The organism is Desmospora activa DSM 45169, from assembly GCF_003046315.1.
GTDB classification, from domain to species: Bacteria; Bacillota; Bacilli; order Thermoactinomycetales; family DSM-45169; genus Desmospora; species Desmospora activa.
The window spans coordinates 1,007,734-1,021,861 of the sequence record NZ_PZZP01000001.1; the positions used below are offsets into that span (position 1 = coordinate 1,007,734).

Below are 14,128 nucleotides of genomic sequence, written 5' to 3' on the forward strand. Positions count from 1 at the left end.
TAAAGATTGTTATGCGGAATGGCTGGAGTCGATCAAAGGTTGAAACCGCAAAGCCCAAAGGGAGTACACCAGTCTCTCCTTTGGGCTTTGTTCAATCGGGCGTCTGTAGAAAAGCATCCGCTTGCTCGACGACTTCTTCCTGCGACTGAAAATCAAACAACGCGTGCATCTCATGGACCACTTTCCATATTTCATCTTTTGGATAGCCTAAATTTTTTAAAGCCATAGTGGCATAGCCGATGATGTGATTATGGTTCATTTCTTTAAACTCCCTCGTTAAGCTGTCTCAAGCGGGTTTGATCATGGTTATGATTTTTGCGTATCATGACATACCAGAGACGTCCCCCAACGGGAATCCAAGGTGGGGGATAACGAAAGTATGTGTAAATATCTCTAAAAATATATGGAAAAGGATCAAAAATCGTTTGCCGAAAAGGGGCTAATCGTATAGCTCTGTTAGTGGCTTCCCATCCATAATCCCACAAAAGCGGCCAAGAACCCGGTGATGTAAGTAACGCCTAAGTACAGAACCATGGTTGACCATTCTTTTTTCACCGCAAATTGTTGCGCTTCCCAATGCAGGGTGGAGAAAGTGGTATAGGAGCCGAGGAAACCGACACCTGCAAACATTAGGATATTTGGATTTACCTCGGCACCCACCAGCCAACCCAGTAGAAACGATCCGCTACTGTTGACCAACCATGTTCCCCACGGCCAGGGTGAGCCGGCTCGGAAATTGAGCCAGCGACTGATGGCAAAGCGGGCGATTGCGCCAAAAAAGCCCCCCGCCGCTACCAATCCCCATGTTGTCATTATGGGCTTTCTCCCTTCTGTGGAAGGTCAAGCCTCTCCCGTTGCAGATAGAGTCCTAAGCGCCAACCCACCCAAGCGAGCAGAATTCCCCCCCAGAAGCTGGCCAGCACATAAAACAACCCTAACCATTTGTCTCCGTACATGACAAGCTCCCATGTATCGACGTTAAAGGTGGAAAATGTGGTAAATGAACCGATGAGTCCGGTACCCAATGATGTCCGCAATTGCGGGGATAACGACAGTCGTTCGTGAGCCCATACATTAAACCAGCCTAAAACGAAGCATCCAATCCAATTCTCTGCTAATGTTCCCCAGGGGAAAAGAGGGCCTGTCCATTGATACATGAGAAGATATAAACCATATCGCAGTAGAGCGCCTGCGATTCCTCCTACCCCAATCCAAAAATAAACCATAAAAGTCCACTCCCGATGCATGCGTTGAAATTAGTGTAGTTGACCGTGATAGCGGAGTCAATCAAATCGGGATGATTAGGGATTAAATCTGTCGTTTTCATCATGATAAAGGGGGCGCGGGATGATTTGGCCGATGGTATGCATGCCGGATTCTGAGGGTGTGGTTAATGTTTAAATATTTCGTTATGTATGACGGATTTCGCTATAATTTGCAAGTGGAGATTGATAGAATACTAGAGAAAGGGGGCATTTGATGAAACCGATAAACCTTCGCCGAGTTGCTTGGTTCTGTCTGTTTTTGTTAATTGTCTTGTCCCTCACCATACCTACATCCGTTACTGCGGAAACCGATCAGGATCAACGATTGCAACAACACTTGGATGCGACAGTGGACAAGCTGTTGGCTGAGTCGGATGCTGCAGGGACTGTCGTTGGATACCACGTAATCTCCCTCGATGATGGCCGACAGCTGGCTGGTATGCGGGAGGCGGTGACATTGCTGCCCCATGGTGCGATGCAGTTGTGGACGGCGGCTGCGGCCTTGGATGCATGGTCTCTGGATAAAACGTTTACGACCCGCGTCTATTTTGATGGGAATATTGATGGCGGAAAATTGCAAGGAGATGTGATTTTGGAAGGAGGCGGTGATCCCTTCCTGGAAACGGAGGATTTTCATGCATTTGCCCGCGCTTTAAAACAAGCAGGGGTGCGCCATATCAACGGGGACATTGTAGTGGATGGAAGCCGTTTTGATAACCGTACCCTTGGTACCAGTTGGATGTGGGACCGGGAAGCAGAACCTTCTCACGCCCCGATCGGTGCTTTATCGGTTAACGCCAATACGGTACAGGTGACGGTGGAGGGAAAAGGACGGATTGGAAAAACGCCTCAGGTTACCGTTACACCGGCATCCTCCGCTTTTGAAGTGATCAACCAGGCCAAGGTGGTACCAGGAGATAATGCGAATATCCAGGTGGAGCGAAAACGAGCTTCTGACACCTTTGTCGTATCGGGAACGATTGGTGTTAATCACCCAGCGCTAAATGAGAAACGGGCTGTCGGTAATCCGGCAGGTTATAGTGGAGCGGTGTTGATAGAAGCGCTGACGCGGGAGGGAATTCGTCTCGATCGTCGTACAAAGGTGCAGGAGGGGGCAAAAACGGAAAGTGCCCGTGAAGTGATGCGCCATCCCTCACCGCCGGTAAAAGAGTGGGTGGATACTTTGTTGCAGGAGCGTTCTCCTTGGGTGACGGAGATGACATTGAAGCAATTGGGGGCAGAGCAAACGGGAACAGGGAGTGCGGCCAGAGGGTTGGAGGTGGTGCGTGCCTTTGCCCGAGAGCAAGCAAAAGTGAATGAAAATTGGCAACCGCGCGACGGATCGGGCAATTCTCGTATGGGAGTAATGTCATCACAACAGATGACCGCTCTGCTACAGGCGATGGATCAACATCCGCTAAGAGAAGATTTTTTTGCTCGTTTGCCGGTAGCGGGAGAGGATGGATTGCTACAAGATCGCATGAACGGTACGGCGGCGGAAGGGAAGGTACGGGCCTATCCCGTCGATGAAGATGAGATCGGTGGATTGACCGGGGTGGTGGAATCCCAGTCCGGGGAGCGTCTTGCATTTTCGCTGATGGTGAATGCCGGTTTAGAGCGCCAGGCGGTTGAGGAGATGGAAGATGCTTTCGGGGTGGCGCTCGCTTCCTATCCTGAGCTGCCTGCGACAGTTGATGATAAAGCGAAAAGCCAAGCTTATCCGATGGCGGAAGTGCTGGATCCGTTGTTGGACCAGGACGAATACGACGGCATCCTTCATGGTGTGATGGTGAAATCGCTGGATCGAGACGAGGTGATGTATGATCGTCATTCACAATCATTGCTCACTCCCGCCTCCAATACGAAGCTGTTTACATCTGCTGCTGCTTTGGCTGCGCTTGGTGAGGATTATCGTTTTCAGACCGATCTCTATCTCGATGGAAAGATAAGTGACGGTGTATTAACAGGGGATCTTGTGCTGCGGGGCGGTGGAGACCCCAGCTTGGCGACAAAAGGAAATCTGCAGGTGCAGGATGGTCCTACCCTGGATGCGATGGTGGAGGAGTTGAAGCAGTCGGGGATTCGGCGGGTAAACGGCGATATTCGGGTGGACGATACCTTTTTTACCGGGCCGGAATACGGCAAGGGTTGGGCGTGGGACAACGAGGACGCCTACTATCAATCCCAGATTTCCGCCCTTTCTATTAATCGGGGCACTGTGCGCTTTGATTATCTGCCGGGGGAGAAGGCGGGCGATCCCATCCAATTAGAGATGACACCAGAGACGGATTATGTGGATGTAGAGGTGGATGTGGTGACCGGTGAAGCAGGTTCCGCCAATACATTAAAAATCGAGCGAGAAAGAGGAACCAATCGTATTCGCTTAAGCGGCCACTTGCCAGCGGATTTTACCGGGGATTATACGCGGGTGCCGGTGGAAGAGCCTGCCCGCTACACCGGTACGGTTTTAAAAGAGATGTTGGAAGAGGAAGGTGTCCACTTTCACCCGCAGACCCGTGTGAAAAAAGGCAAAGCACCGACGGGTGATGCGGACTTCACCTATTTTTCACCAACCTTGCCGGAAGTCGTTTCCTACTTAAACAAGGTGAGCGATAACGTTTACGCGGAGATGATTCTGCAAACCTTGGGCCGGGAAAGCGGCGGTGACGGATCGGCGCGAGCAGGAGAAAAAGAGGTAGAAAAATGGATCCAGGCATGGGGGATCGATACACCTTTTCGCTTATGGGATGGATCGGGCTTAACCCGCTACAACCTGATTTCTCCGGAGCAGTTAGTCACCTTGCTGGCGGCGCAGACACAAGAGGAGCATTTTGCCGCTTTTGAGCAATCGTTGCCGCTGGCAGGGGTAGACGGCACCTTGCGCACTCGTATGCGTGGAACACCAGCGGAAGGGAATTTGCGCGGAAAAACGGGCTCTCTCACCCATGTCAGCACTTTGGCCGGTTATGTGACCACAGAGGATGGAGAACGATTGGCGTATGCCATCATGATGAATGGTTACACCCCGGAGTCGGAACAGGCGTTGCAAAATCGGATCGGAGCGGAGATGGCGGGATTTCAACGTCAATGGGGAGGGGATGAGCAGTGAAAAAGGGGATTGCCTTTATCCTGGTGGCGGTGATGGTCATGCTTCTGCCGTTGGAAGCCGTCGGTAGCAATCAGAGGGAAGAGTGGCGGGCGTTTTGGGTGGATGCCTTCCATGACGGCTTCAAGACACCGCAACAGGTGGACCGGCTATTGGAGGATGTGCGTCGCGCCAATGCAAATACAGTCGTTGTACAGGTGCGCCGCCGTGGAGATGCTTACTTTAACCGCGCGTTGGAACCGCGTACGGAAGATCCTGCGTTAACTCCGGGCTTTGACGCTTTGCAGGATCTAATCGATAAAGCTCATGCATCGGAACCTCGTATCGAGGTGCATGCTTGGTTGGCCACCCTGCCGATTTGGAATTCAGCGACACCGCCTCAATCTCCAGAGCATGTGTTTAATCGTCATGGTGTCGGTGCACAGGGGCGAGATTACTGGCTGATGGAACGAGTAGATGGTGTCAATCGTAGCGGCGCTGATTATGTATTGGACCCCGGTCATCCGGATGCGGTGGATTATACCGTTGATCAATATGTGAACGTGGTGCGCCAGTATGCGGTGGATGGGATTCACTTGGATTTGGTTCGCTATATGGGGCCGGATTGGGGTTATAACCCCACCAGTTTGCAACGATTTCAAAACCAAACCGGCAGAGCCGACCGCCCAGATCCCCAAGATGAGGAGTGGAAGGAGTGGCGGCGTCAACAAGTAGATCATCTGATGCGCCAGGTTTATCTGCGTTCTATCGCAGTTCGGCCAGAGGTAAAAGTGTCGGCGGCGGTGATCGCCTGGGGAGCCGGCCCCGCTACTGATGAGGAATACCGCCGCTCTGCCCCGATGCAGGAGGTGATGCAGGACTGGGACGGTTGGTTGGAGGAAGGGATTATCGATCTGGCGATGCCGATGAACTATGATCGAGAACATGTTCCTGATCAACGCCAGTGGTACGATCAATGGATCACCTGGCAAAAAGATCGTCCCTATGATCGTCATATCGCCGCCGGACCCGGAATCTATCTTAACACCATTGACGGCAGTTTGGCCCAGATTGCACGGGCTCAAGCTCCTTCTGCCTCTGGAAATCATTTGGCGGGAGTCAGTTTATACAGCTATGCCGTCACCGATATGGACAATCAACCGCGGGAAGCTTTTTTGCAAGCGTTGACCGCCGGAACAGATAACCAATCGGCGGTATTTGCAGAACCCGCCACTGTGCCGTCCATGCCGTGGAAATCATCATCACAGCGGGGCCATCTGATGGGAACCATCCACAATCCCGCCGGTGAGCCTCTAGATGGAGCGGTTGTAGAGCTTAAGCAGGGGAATCAATGGATTCAACTGCAGACAGATGGTAACGGTTTTTTTGGTAAAACGGATTTAAAAGCGGGTATGTGGAAGGTACGATTGCTTACCGCCACAAATGCCAATCCTGCCCAGCAGACCATACGAGTGGAAGCAGGACAGGTGGCGGAGATGGAGTGGCGTTAGAGGTGTGAGAAAAAGAGATTGTCCCGGTATCTTGATCGTGCTTAGGGAGGGATGGGTTTCCTACTGTGCGATTTTGGTTACGTATAACAAGACCTGGGAGCGAAGCGACCAAGGGAGCTTATGCTGGTGAGTGCATGGAACGAAGATGGAAATCGAATCCCGTTCTCTGCAAATGATAGCAAGAACAACTTTTGCTGATGGGGACTAGTGGCGTCTTGTTAGACGAGGAAATAGATGGAACAGTTTAAATACTTCATCTGGATCGTAAATGTTGGAGTAAGTTCCGGCTCCTTGGCTGATGACGATGGAGTGGTATGGACCCATAGCGGAAAGTTGTGATACCGATCTTCGTATGCAGTGGTAGAAAAAATAATCCCGAACTCCAACGGCGATGGGAGTGTCGGGATTTGTCAGAAGTTTGACGACGACCTTAACTGAAAAGGCGTCGTTTTTCTTTTAATGAATGCCTTATTTCCATTGAGCAAACTTCTGTCGAAACTGTTGCCACTTTACCTGCCAGATGGGAGTCACTTTTCTCTCTTTCATCTGCTTTTGCCATTCATATACACTGGCAACCGCGATGAGCAGCGTACCGGACAACAATAGGTAGACCCACCATGGAATCAATCCCCACAACGGTAGAGACTGTACAAACAGATTGAGCAAGATTACCGTTACGCCAACTGAAAAATATGATTTAATACGGTAATGCAGTCCGCCGAGTACGGAGAGTAGGGCGAGCACACCGATTTTTAACGCATCAGCTACAGTGTGGCTGTGAATCGCATTGGTGACGAGTATAATCGTGACAATAACGAGCACACCCCACTGGAGGCGGTGCATCGTTTTTTCGTACTCTTTCCATGTATATTTGCTTAAGAAAATCGTCCAGAGAATCGCGGGCAATAGATACACTTCATTGATCAGGAAATCATCGATATCTAGATTGATCACAACGGTGTAGTAGGGGATGAGAAAGCTCAGCCAGAGCATCGTTTTTACTACTTTAATATCAAAAGGTGTTCGGTGTAATTGCAAGTACAAAAAGAGCGAGAGCAACAATCCAGGCAATACTTGTAACCAGAGCGGCGAATCGAGATTGAGATAATGATACGTCGTTAGAAGGGCATATAGCGCAAAAATCGAATACCAGTCCACTTCTATTTTGAGAAGGGTAGAGGTATTTTCCCAAAAACGGGTGTACAACCATCTTCCGGTTCCCGTTAGTATAGCAAAGCAACACAAGTATACAAATACAAAAGTTGTGGTATCGATCCCGAAATAATAATGCCATTGAACGAGAAATAGCATCAACATGGACAAGGGCAAAAAGTTAAACAGATGGAGTTGCTGTTGATACAAAAAAGCGAGCATCGTCAATACGTACAAGAGTCCCAGGCCCATATCGAACACCATCTGGTCACTAGGTAAATAGAAGGGCAGACTAAACAATCCTAGTAAAGAAAACGGCCGTACATACTGAAGAATACGCTTGCGGTATCCTTTACCTAATAGCCATACTAAGGCGAATACGAGATTGCTTAACAGTGGCACATACACATAACGGCCCCAGATCGGCTCATAATAGGAGAGCAATAACATAATCAGCATGGGGATGTAGGTTAACGAAAGGGTTAGGAAACTCATTTTTACCCACTCGCGATCGGCCCGAAGCGTATGGTATACATAAAATCCTAGCGGCATAACAAAAGTGAGTGGATGGATATCGCTAAACAAAAACAAAACCAAACCGATCCCCTGCACCAATCCTAAGTAACCATGGGCGATTCCGGCAAAATACGGTTTGCTCCCCCTCCCCCATTTGCCTAATAAGTGTGGGGTTGATTGTAACAAGAGGAAGACGGTAAACAGATAAATGGTTAAGCTCTGTGCAGACGTATCCAGCTTAAAGGTGTGGATCAACGAGAGATAGAAGACGAGGGATGTTAAGCCGACCAGCACCCACGTAGGCTTCCATTTGCTTTTTACCGTCAACCAGGTATACATCGCAATACCGATGGCAAACAAGAACGGCACTACAACTGTGGCATCGATGGGCAAAGGTGTAAAAATGAGTAGTAAGCCCAAGGAATAGGTTAGTTGCGAGATCCAAAAGAAGTTCGCTTCCAATCCTTTGTGGCGGATGATCAACCCCGTACGACTTATCGCGACTAGGATAAGTGTCGATAAACAGAGGTGAAAGGGAACGCCGAAGCGGCTACCATAAACCATATTCCAGTCGTGTAACGGTTGGTAGAGAAAGCTGATACTCAAAATCCAGGACAGCGGGATCACAAACTCCAAACCGCTGCGAATTGCTTGATTGCGCTGCCTGCGGTACAGGAGAAATGCCGACAAGCCAAATATCGCTAGCAAAAAGGAAGTGGTTAGCCATTTAAGTTGGATAAGCGCCGTGATGATGGTGATCATCATGACGAGACCGGCATTGACTAAACTGCTGTTTTTTATCGCTCTTAAATACGGATGGAACGTTTTATAGTAAAAGCTGAAAAAAAGGAGGGTGGCGATTGTAAACATATAGATTTCTCCAAAGTCCGATAAAAAGGGAAGTAGCCGCCAACTTTCAAAGCCTGTCACTACGATAAAGACAGAACCTAAGTAAGCGATCATCAGCTTTTTTGTCAAGTGAGCCAGATACGTATAGTGCAGGGCGAGGATTGCATAGGCGATCAGGATGAGCCAGGATCCCTCTGTAAAGGAAGCGAGAGAGTGATAACCAGTAAACAAAAAGCCGGCTGCGGACATCCATGCAGCAGTGTATTGAAACATTTTATGTAAATAGGGATCATCGTTGAAGGTACTCTGCAAACCGAGAAATACGGACCCAAAAGCGGCGATTAAAATGACATCGATCGTTTGTAGAAATGTATTTTCCACCAATTGATAAAAACCATAAGCGAGTAACGCACTAAATACAAACTGGTATTCTTTTGTACGATAGACAAACATCATCGCTAGATATAAACCGGCCGTGATAAACAGATTAAAACTGTGAAAAATGGCTTGATCATAAATGAATAACATCAGTAGCGAACTGAGGATGAGGTTGGTTTGGGAGTATAGAGGCAATTCTTTCAAGAAGAGACGGTACTTCGCTCTATTTTTATTCTTGTGGTAGAGTCCCAACAACGCTGCATTATAAACGATTAAGCCGCAGAAAAATAGATCGCGCGTAAAATAGGCTGGAGATAGAAGGCTGCCGACAAAAACGGTTGAGGTGATAAATGAGAGCCAGATAAAGAGTCTGGATTGGAACTTAACAGCAGTCCAAGCATAGATCGGTAAACATAAAAGGCTGATCAACGCTCCCAATAGATACTTTCCTTCCCCAGTCAAGGATAACCAGGTGCCAAACAGTTGGAAAAAACCCGCCGAGATCAGGATGATCGGGATAAACAAATGGGCCATCGTCAAAAAAGCAAAGGATGTTTTGCGGATCTTTAACCATGTTCCGGATAAGTAGCTGATGCTGTAAAACAAAACACTAACCAGGGCGATGGACAATACTTTCATCGGTGCTGTCAGCACGTCCCAAGTACTTGTACCGACGATCAGTCCGCTTGTTAATAACAGCATCACGCCTAAAATCAAGGTGATCGAAATATTGCGATCTCGAATTTCCTGGGGGCTGCGTTGCGGTTTCACTTTTTCTGTTTTCTTAACGGATTGCTGTGAAGGCTTAAGAGGTGCCGATTGCTTCTTGTGCTGGGATGAAGGTGGTACCGATGGTGCCGGTTGATGTTGTTGGGTGACAGCCTGCTCATTTTGTGCATAAAAGCGATCATATAGCGATAATAGGTGGTTATAGCTTTTTTCCGATAGATACTGATGGTATTTAAGTTTTTGTAACTCTGATTTAAAAATTTGTCGTCGATGTTCCGACATAGGAACCCACCTTCTTCATGAATTAACAAAATAATATCATTAGCATTCTTTTGCCTCAATAGTAGAAAAAGTTTATTTTGGAAAAATTGGATTGGAACTGCTGATTACGTATCTGGAGCGTTATTCGTCTGTTCTTATGATAGGGTTTGCTGACATTCCTTTACGGTGCATTTATTTAACCCTTTGGTTGACTGTTTCCTTGTATTGAATTATACTTAACCACATGGTTGAACAAAGATCTGAACATCTAGATAACGTATTTCGCGCTTTGGCTGATCCAACCCGACGAGAGATGGTTCGTTTACTCGCAGACCGGGAATGCACCGTAACCGAATTGGCGGCACCGTTTCAAATGTCGTTGGCGGCTGCCTCAAAACACATCAAATCATTGGAGCGGGCGGGATTGCTCCAACGAAGGGTTCATGGCCGCACCCATTTTTGTCGTCTTAACCCCAAATCATTAGCCGATGCCCATGAATGGCTCCGTTTTTATGAGCGATTTTGGAGTGAGCGGCTCGATGCTCTGGAGCATGAGCTGAGAAAGTCGGAAACGGACAGGACTGGGGGGGACAAGTGAGTAATAAATCCACCTTCGATATTTCATCAATCAGATGACAATTGAACCTTCCCAAAAGTGAACTCTTTCACTGTAGATTGACGGACGATGTCCCGGTACATGAGTTGTACAAGTCTGCAATGGACAGATAGGTGAGGAGGAAAAGTGATGAATAAATACGGTGTAATCACAGAGGCTGGCACCATTCGTTTTACACGCGTGTTGCCCGGTCCGATTGAACATGTCTGGTCGTTTCTGACGGAATCGGAGAAACGAGGGAAGTGGCTTGCCGCTGGGGAGATGGAACTGTATGTAGGTGGGCGGGTGGAGTTAAATTTCCGTCATGCCGACTTATCTTCGCAAGTAGAGCCGACACCGGCCCGGTATAAACAATATGAGGGAGGGCATACCAATTACGGCAAAGTTACACGCTGTGAGCCACCCCGTCTGTTGAGCTATACCTGGGGTGGGGGGGCAGAAGATGAGTCAGAGGTTACCTTTGAACTGATTCCCCGCGATGAGGATGTGATCCTCGTACTGACACACCGCCGCCTCGTCGAGCGGGATATGAGAAGTGTCGCCAGCGGTTGGCACACTCACCTTACGATCCTCGAGGATCGTCTGTCTGGACGGGAGCCGCGTTCCTTTTGGGCGGTGCATACTCGGATCGAAGGCGAGTATGAAAAACGTCTCGCTCATAAACTGGATGGGACTTTACACGAAATCGACGGTCGTTGCGCCTTGCGGTTTGAGCGTTTTTTCCCTTACCCGCCGGAGAAAGTATGGCATGGAATAACGGAACCCTACCAATTTCGTCAGTGGTATCCCTTTGCAACTGGTGAGATGGAGCTTATAGTTGGCGGCAAGATTGGCTTTGATGATAATGAAGGAGCGATATACGAAGGAGTGATTACCCAGCTGGATCCACCGCGATTCTTCTCCTTCACGGAGATCGATGATCGGATCCACTTTGAATTACAGCCTGTCGGCACGGGGTGTTTACTGCTTTTCACCCATATCTTTGATAATCGATCTATGGCGGCTCCTACCGCAGCTGGTTGGCATCGCTGCTTAACCGCTCTGCACATGGTGCTGGACGACAAAGCGGTGCAATGGCCGCACAACTCGACTGAGCTGCGCAAAGCTTATGCGGAAGTTTTTGCTCTTCATAAAAGTGAAGGATCATCATGAAAATAAGGCAGATGGAGCGGACGAACCGCTCCTTTTTTTAAATACCGGTGGCTGGTTGTACATATTGCCCCCGTGTCGGGTTAACATTGTCTCGAAGACGAATTCGGATGGATTGGCCTTGGTTTAGCATCGATGAGTTGGATACTTGAAAATGAATGTGGGGCTCACTGGAATTACCGGAGTTGCCACAAAGGCCGATAAGGTCTCCTTGTTCAACCGTATCCCCCACGTTGACTACAGGGGAGCCTTTTTTTAGATGGCCGATCACACTGTATTCATCATTTCCATGATCAATCATTACATAGTTGCCGAAGGGCTTGTCGGGGTTCATTTTGCCAACGGGCTTATTGTCCGAAACATCGTTTTCAACTTGGATTACGGTTCCTTTTGCCGGGGCAATCACTTCTTTACCGAAGGCATAGTAACTTTGATTCTGTTTTTTGTCACCACGATAAGATTTGCCGTTTTTTCGAATCACCAAATCGATTGCATACCGTTGACTCTCATACGCGTAGTGGTAATTATCCCGTTTGTTTGTACCACCCCAAAATACGTACCAAGTTTCTTTAATCGGCAGGATAAACTCCGTTTTGGTAAATATTTGGTCGGTATCGGGAACATTTCTGATGGGATAAGGTTGGGTTGGTTGTGCATTGCGGTCAGTCAGTTGCCTTGTTGGCTGAGGGGGAGTTTTATTTTGACTTTTTTGTAGCCCGCCACAAGCGGAGAGAAGGCAAAGGGTTACAATTACAACTGCAATTTTGCCAAAGATCGATTTCATATTTGCTGTTCTCCTTTTCATTTTGATCTCGCAATATATAGCCTAGTTTCCACAACGGTTTTGAAAGTTATGCTTCTCGGCCACGTATGGGTTCGCTTTCTTTTTCTGCAATTTTGCAATACGATGAAAACAAATCATGAAAGGATGATCATATGGACTGGACTCCTACCCATTATCCCTATCCCTCACAACGAATGACGGTTTACGCCAAAAACGGTGCCGTGGCCACATCCCAACCCCTGGCGGCTGCGGCGGGGTTGGAAATCTTGCGCAAAGGGGGGAATGCTATCGATGCGGCGGTGGCGACGGCGGCAGTACTGACGGTGGTAGAACCCACTTCCAACGGCATCGGTGGAGATGCGTTTGCCTTGGTTTGGACCGGTGGACGCCTGCATGGACTTAACGCCAGTGGGCCTGCCCCCCAGTTGTTGACGCCGGAAGTGGTAAAAGGAAAAGGATTGGAGTCGATGCCGACATACGGTTGGCTGCCGGTAACGGTGCCGGGAGCCCCTGCTGCTTGGGCGGCATTGGTGGAGCGCTGGGGAAAGTTGACGCTGAAGCAGGTGATGGAACCGGCGATTCGTTATGCGGAAGAAGGATATCCCTTGTCACCGGTGTTGGCCAACTATTGGTCTCGTGCGGTCCACACCGCAAAACAGCGGTGGAATGAGGATCTTTACCAGGAATGGTTTCAGGTGTTTGCACCGGAAGAAAGCGCTCCCCGGGAAGGAGAGCTGTGGCGTTCTCCCGCCCATGCCCGCACCCTTCTGCAGATCGCGGAGACAGGGGCAAAGTCATTTTATCGGGGAGAACTGGCAGAACGGATCGATGCTCATGCTCGGGCAACGGGTGGCATGTTACGAGGAGAGGATCTTGCGGATTATCGACCGGAATGGGTGGATCCCATTTCGGTTTCCTATCGCGGCCATGAGGTGTGGGAGATTCCTCCTAATGGACAGGGACTGGTGACACTGCTCGCTTTACGCTTGTTAGAGGAGCGGGAGTTTGTGGCCCGGGAGCGGATTGATTCCTTTCACAGGCAGATAGAGGCGATTAAGCTGGCTTTTGCCATTGGAAAGGAGACAATTACCGATCCAGATAAGATGAAATGGTCGGTGGAGAAACTTTTATCCGATGCATTTATCCGGGAACAGCGGACGCGGATGGGAGAGGAAGCCCGTACCTATCATGGGGTGAAGCCGGATGCCGGCGGGACGGTTTACCTGGCCACGGCGGATGGGGAGGGAAATATGGTCTCCTTCATTCAGAGCAATTATATGGGCTTTGGCTCTGGTATCGTCGTCCCTGATACAGGGATTGCGCTACAAAACCGGGGTCATACCTTTTCCCTCGATCCGGATGATATCAATGTTTTGGCCCCGGGCAAACGAACTTATCATACTATTATTCCCGGCTTTTTGACGCGGGCTGGGGAAGCGATTGGGCCGTTTGGGGTAATGGGAGGATTTATGCAGCCCCAAGGGCATTTGCAAGTGGTGATGAATATGATTGACTTTCATTTAAACCCACAAAGTACCCTAGATGCGCCGCGATGGTGTTGGACCGAAGGAAAAACCGTACAAGTGGAGAGGGGAGTGCCGGCGTGGATTGTACAGGGGTTACTGGAAAAAGGACATGACATTCGGATTGCACCAAACGCCGGTCCGTTTGGGCGTGGCCAATTGATTCGACGTGATGAGGCGGGTGTATTGGCTGTTGCTACAGAGCCACGTACCGATGGAAGTGTTGCCGCCTTTTGAGAAATGGGGTCTATTGAACTTTTATCGTCATGCAATAAAATCACACCTGACCGCTTCCCATATGGGAGGCGGT

The 14,128-nt window shown here is 49.1% G+C and carries 10 protein-coding genes; 5 read left to right on the forward strand and 5 right to left on the reverse strand.

Annotated features, from left to right (window positions below; genetic code table 11):
* Positions 1–91: 91 nt before the first annotated feature.
* From C8J48_RS04985 to crcB, 3 genes are all read right to left on the reverse strand, one after another.
* On the reverse strand, positions 92–259 hold the full coding sequence (locus C8J48_RS04985; protein ID WP_107725244.1) for a RuvA C-terminal domain-containing protein: 168 nt from the start codon (positions 257–259) through the stop codon (positions 92–94).
* 197 nt (positions 260–456) lie between these two features.
* Entirely contained in the window at positions 457–813 is a 357-nt protein-coding gene (locus tag C8J48_RS04990; RefSeq protein WP_107725245.1) for a fluoride efflux transporter FluC, read from the reverse strand.
* A complete protein-coding gene (gene crcB, locus C8J48_RS04995; protein ID WP_107725246.1) occupies positions 813–1,226 on the reverse strand; it encodes a fluoride efflux transporter CrcB in 414 nt (137 codons plus the stop codon). Before crcB ends, C8J48_RS04990 begins: the two co-directional genes overlap by 1 nt.
* A gap of 253 nt (positions 1,227–1,479) precedes the next feature.
* Here crcB and dacB point away from each other — a divergent pair, with 253 nt between their 5' ends.
* The gene (dacB, locus tag C8J48_RS05000) at positions 1,480–4,374 is read left to right on the forward strand and encodes a D-alanyl-D-alanine carboxypeptidase/D-alanyl-D-alanine endopeptidase (RefSeq protein WP_107725247.1); all 2,895 of its coding nucleotides are present in this window, start codon (positions 1,480–1,482) and stop codon (positions 4,372–4,374) included.
* On the forward strand, positions 4,371–5,861 hold the full coding sequence (locus tag C8J48_RS05005) for a family 10 glycosylhydrolase (RefSeq protein WP_107725248.1): 1,491 nt from the start codon (positions 4,371–4,373) through the stop codon (positions 5,859–5,861). The genes dacB and C8J48_RS05005 overlap by 4 nt, the downstream gene beginning before the upstream one ends.
* A 468-nt stretch (positions 5,862–6,329) precedes the next feature.
* Here C8J48_RS05005 and C8J48_RS05010 read toward each other — a convergent pair whose 3' ends face one another.
* Entirely contained in the window at positions 6,330–9,767 is a 3,438-nt protein-coding gene (locus C8J48_RS05010; protein WP_107725249.1) for a hypothetical protein, read from the reverse strand.
* A gap of 223 nt (positions 9,768–9,990) precedes the next feature.
* On the opposite strand from C8J48_RS05010, the gene C8J48_RS05015 reads away from it, so the two are divergent.
* Complete coding sequence (locus C8J48_RS05015) at positions 9,991–10,344, forward strand: ArsR/SmtB family transcription factor (RefSeq protein WP_107725250.1); 354 nt, start codon at positions 9,991–9,993, stop codon at positions 10,342–10,344.
* Between the two features lie 147 nt (positions 10,345–10,491).
* Positions 10,492–11,514 carry an SRPBCC family protein gene (locus tag C8J48_RS19050; RefSeq protein WP_107725251.1) on the forward strand — a complete coding sequence of 341 codons (1,023 nt, stop codon included), beginning with the start codon at positions 10,492–10,494 and terminating at the stop codon, positions 11,512–11,514.
* A gap of 37 nt (positions 11,515–11,551) precedes the next feature.
* Here C8J48_RS19050 and C8J48_RS05025 read toward each other — a convergent pair whose 3' ends face one another.
* The gene (locus C8J48_RS05025) at positions 11,552–12,295 is read right to left on the reverse strand and encodes a M23 family metallopeptidase (RefSeq protein WP_245891065.1); all 744 of its coding nucleotides are present in this window, start codon (positions 12,293–12,295) and stop codon (positions 11,552–11,554) included.
* Positions 12,296–12,447: 152 nt separating this feature from the next.
* Between C8J48_RS05025 and C8J48_RS05030 the strand changes: the two genes are divergently transcribed.
* On the forward strand, positions 12,448–14,055 hold the full coding sequence (locus C8J48_RS05030; protein ID WP_107725253.1) for a gamma-glutamyltransferase family protein: 1,608 nt from the start codon (positions 12,448–12,450) through the stop codon (positions 14,053–14,055).
* Positions 14,056–14,128: the final 73 nt, after the last annotated feature.

Bases quoted from the DNA above. Each gene is read 5' to 3' on its own strand.
- crcB (WP_107725246.1), bottom strand. From the start codon at position 1,226: ATGGTTTATTTTTGGATTGGGGTAGGAGGAATCGCAGGCGCTCTACTG.
- C8J48_RS05030 (WP_107725253.1), top strand. From the start codon at position 12,448: ATGGACTGGACTCCTACCCATTATCCCTATCCCTCACAACGAATGACG.
- C8J48_RS19050 (WP_107725251.1), top strand. From the start codon at position 10,492: ATGAATAAATACGGTGTAATCACAGAGGCTGGCACCATTCGTTTTACA.
- C8J48_RS05025 (WP_245891065.1), bottom strand. From the start codon at position 12,295: ATGAAATCGATCTTTGGCAAAATTGCAGTTGTAATTGTAACCCTTTGC.
- C8J48_RS04985 (WP_107725244.1), bottom strand. From the start codon at position 259: ATGAACCATAATCACATCATCGGCTATGCCACTATGGCTTTAAAAAAT.
- C8J48_RS04990 (WP_107725245.1), bottom strand. From the start codon at position 813: ATGACAACATGGGGATTGGTAGCGGCGGGGGGCTTTTTTGGCGCAATC.
- dacB (WP_107725247.1), top strand. From the start codon at position 1,480: ATGAAACCGATAAACCTTCGCCGAGTTGCTTGGTTCTGTCTGTTTTTG.
- C8J48_RS05010 (WP_107725249.1), bottom strand. From the start codon at position 9,767: ATGTCGGAACATCGACGACAAATTTTTAAATCAGAGTTACAAAAACTT.
- C8J48_RS05015 (WP_107725250.1), top strand. From the start codon at position 9,991: ATGGTTGAACAAAGATCTGAACATCTAGATAACGTATTTCGCGCTTTG.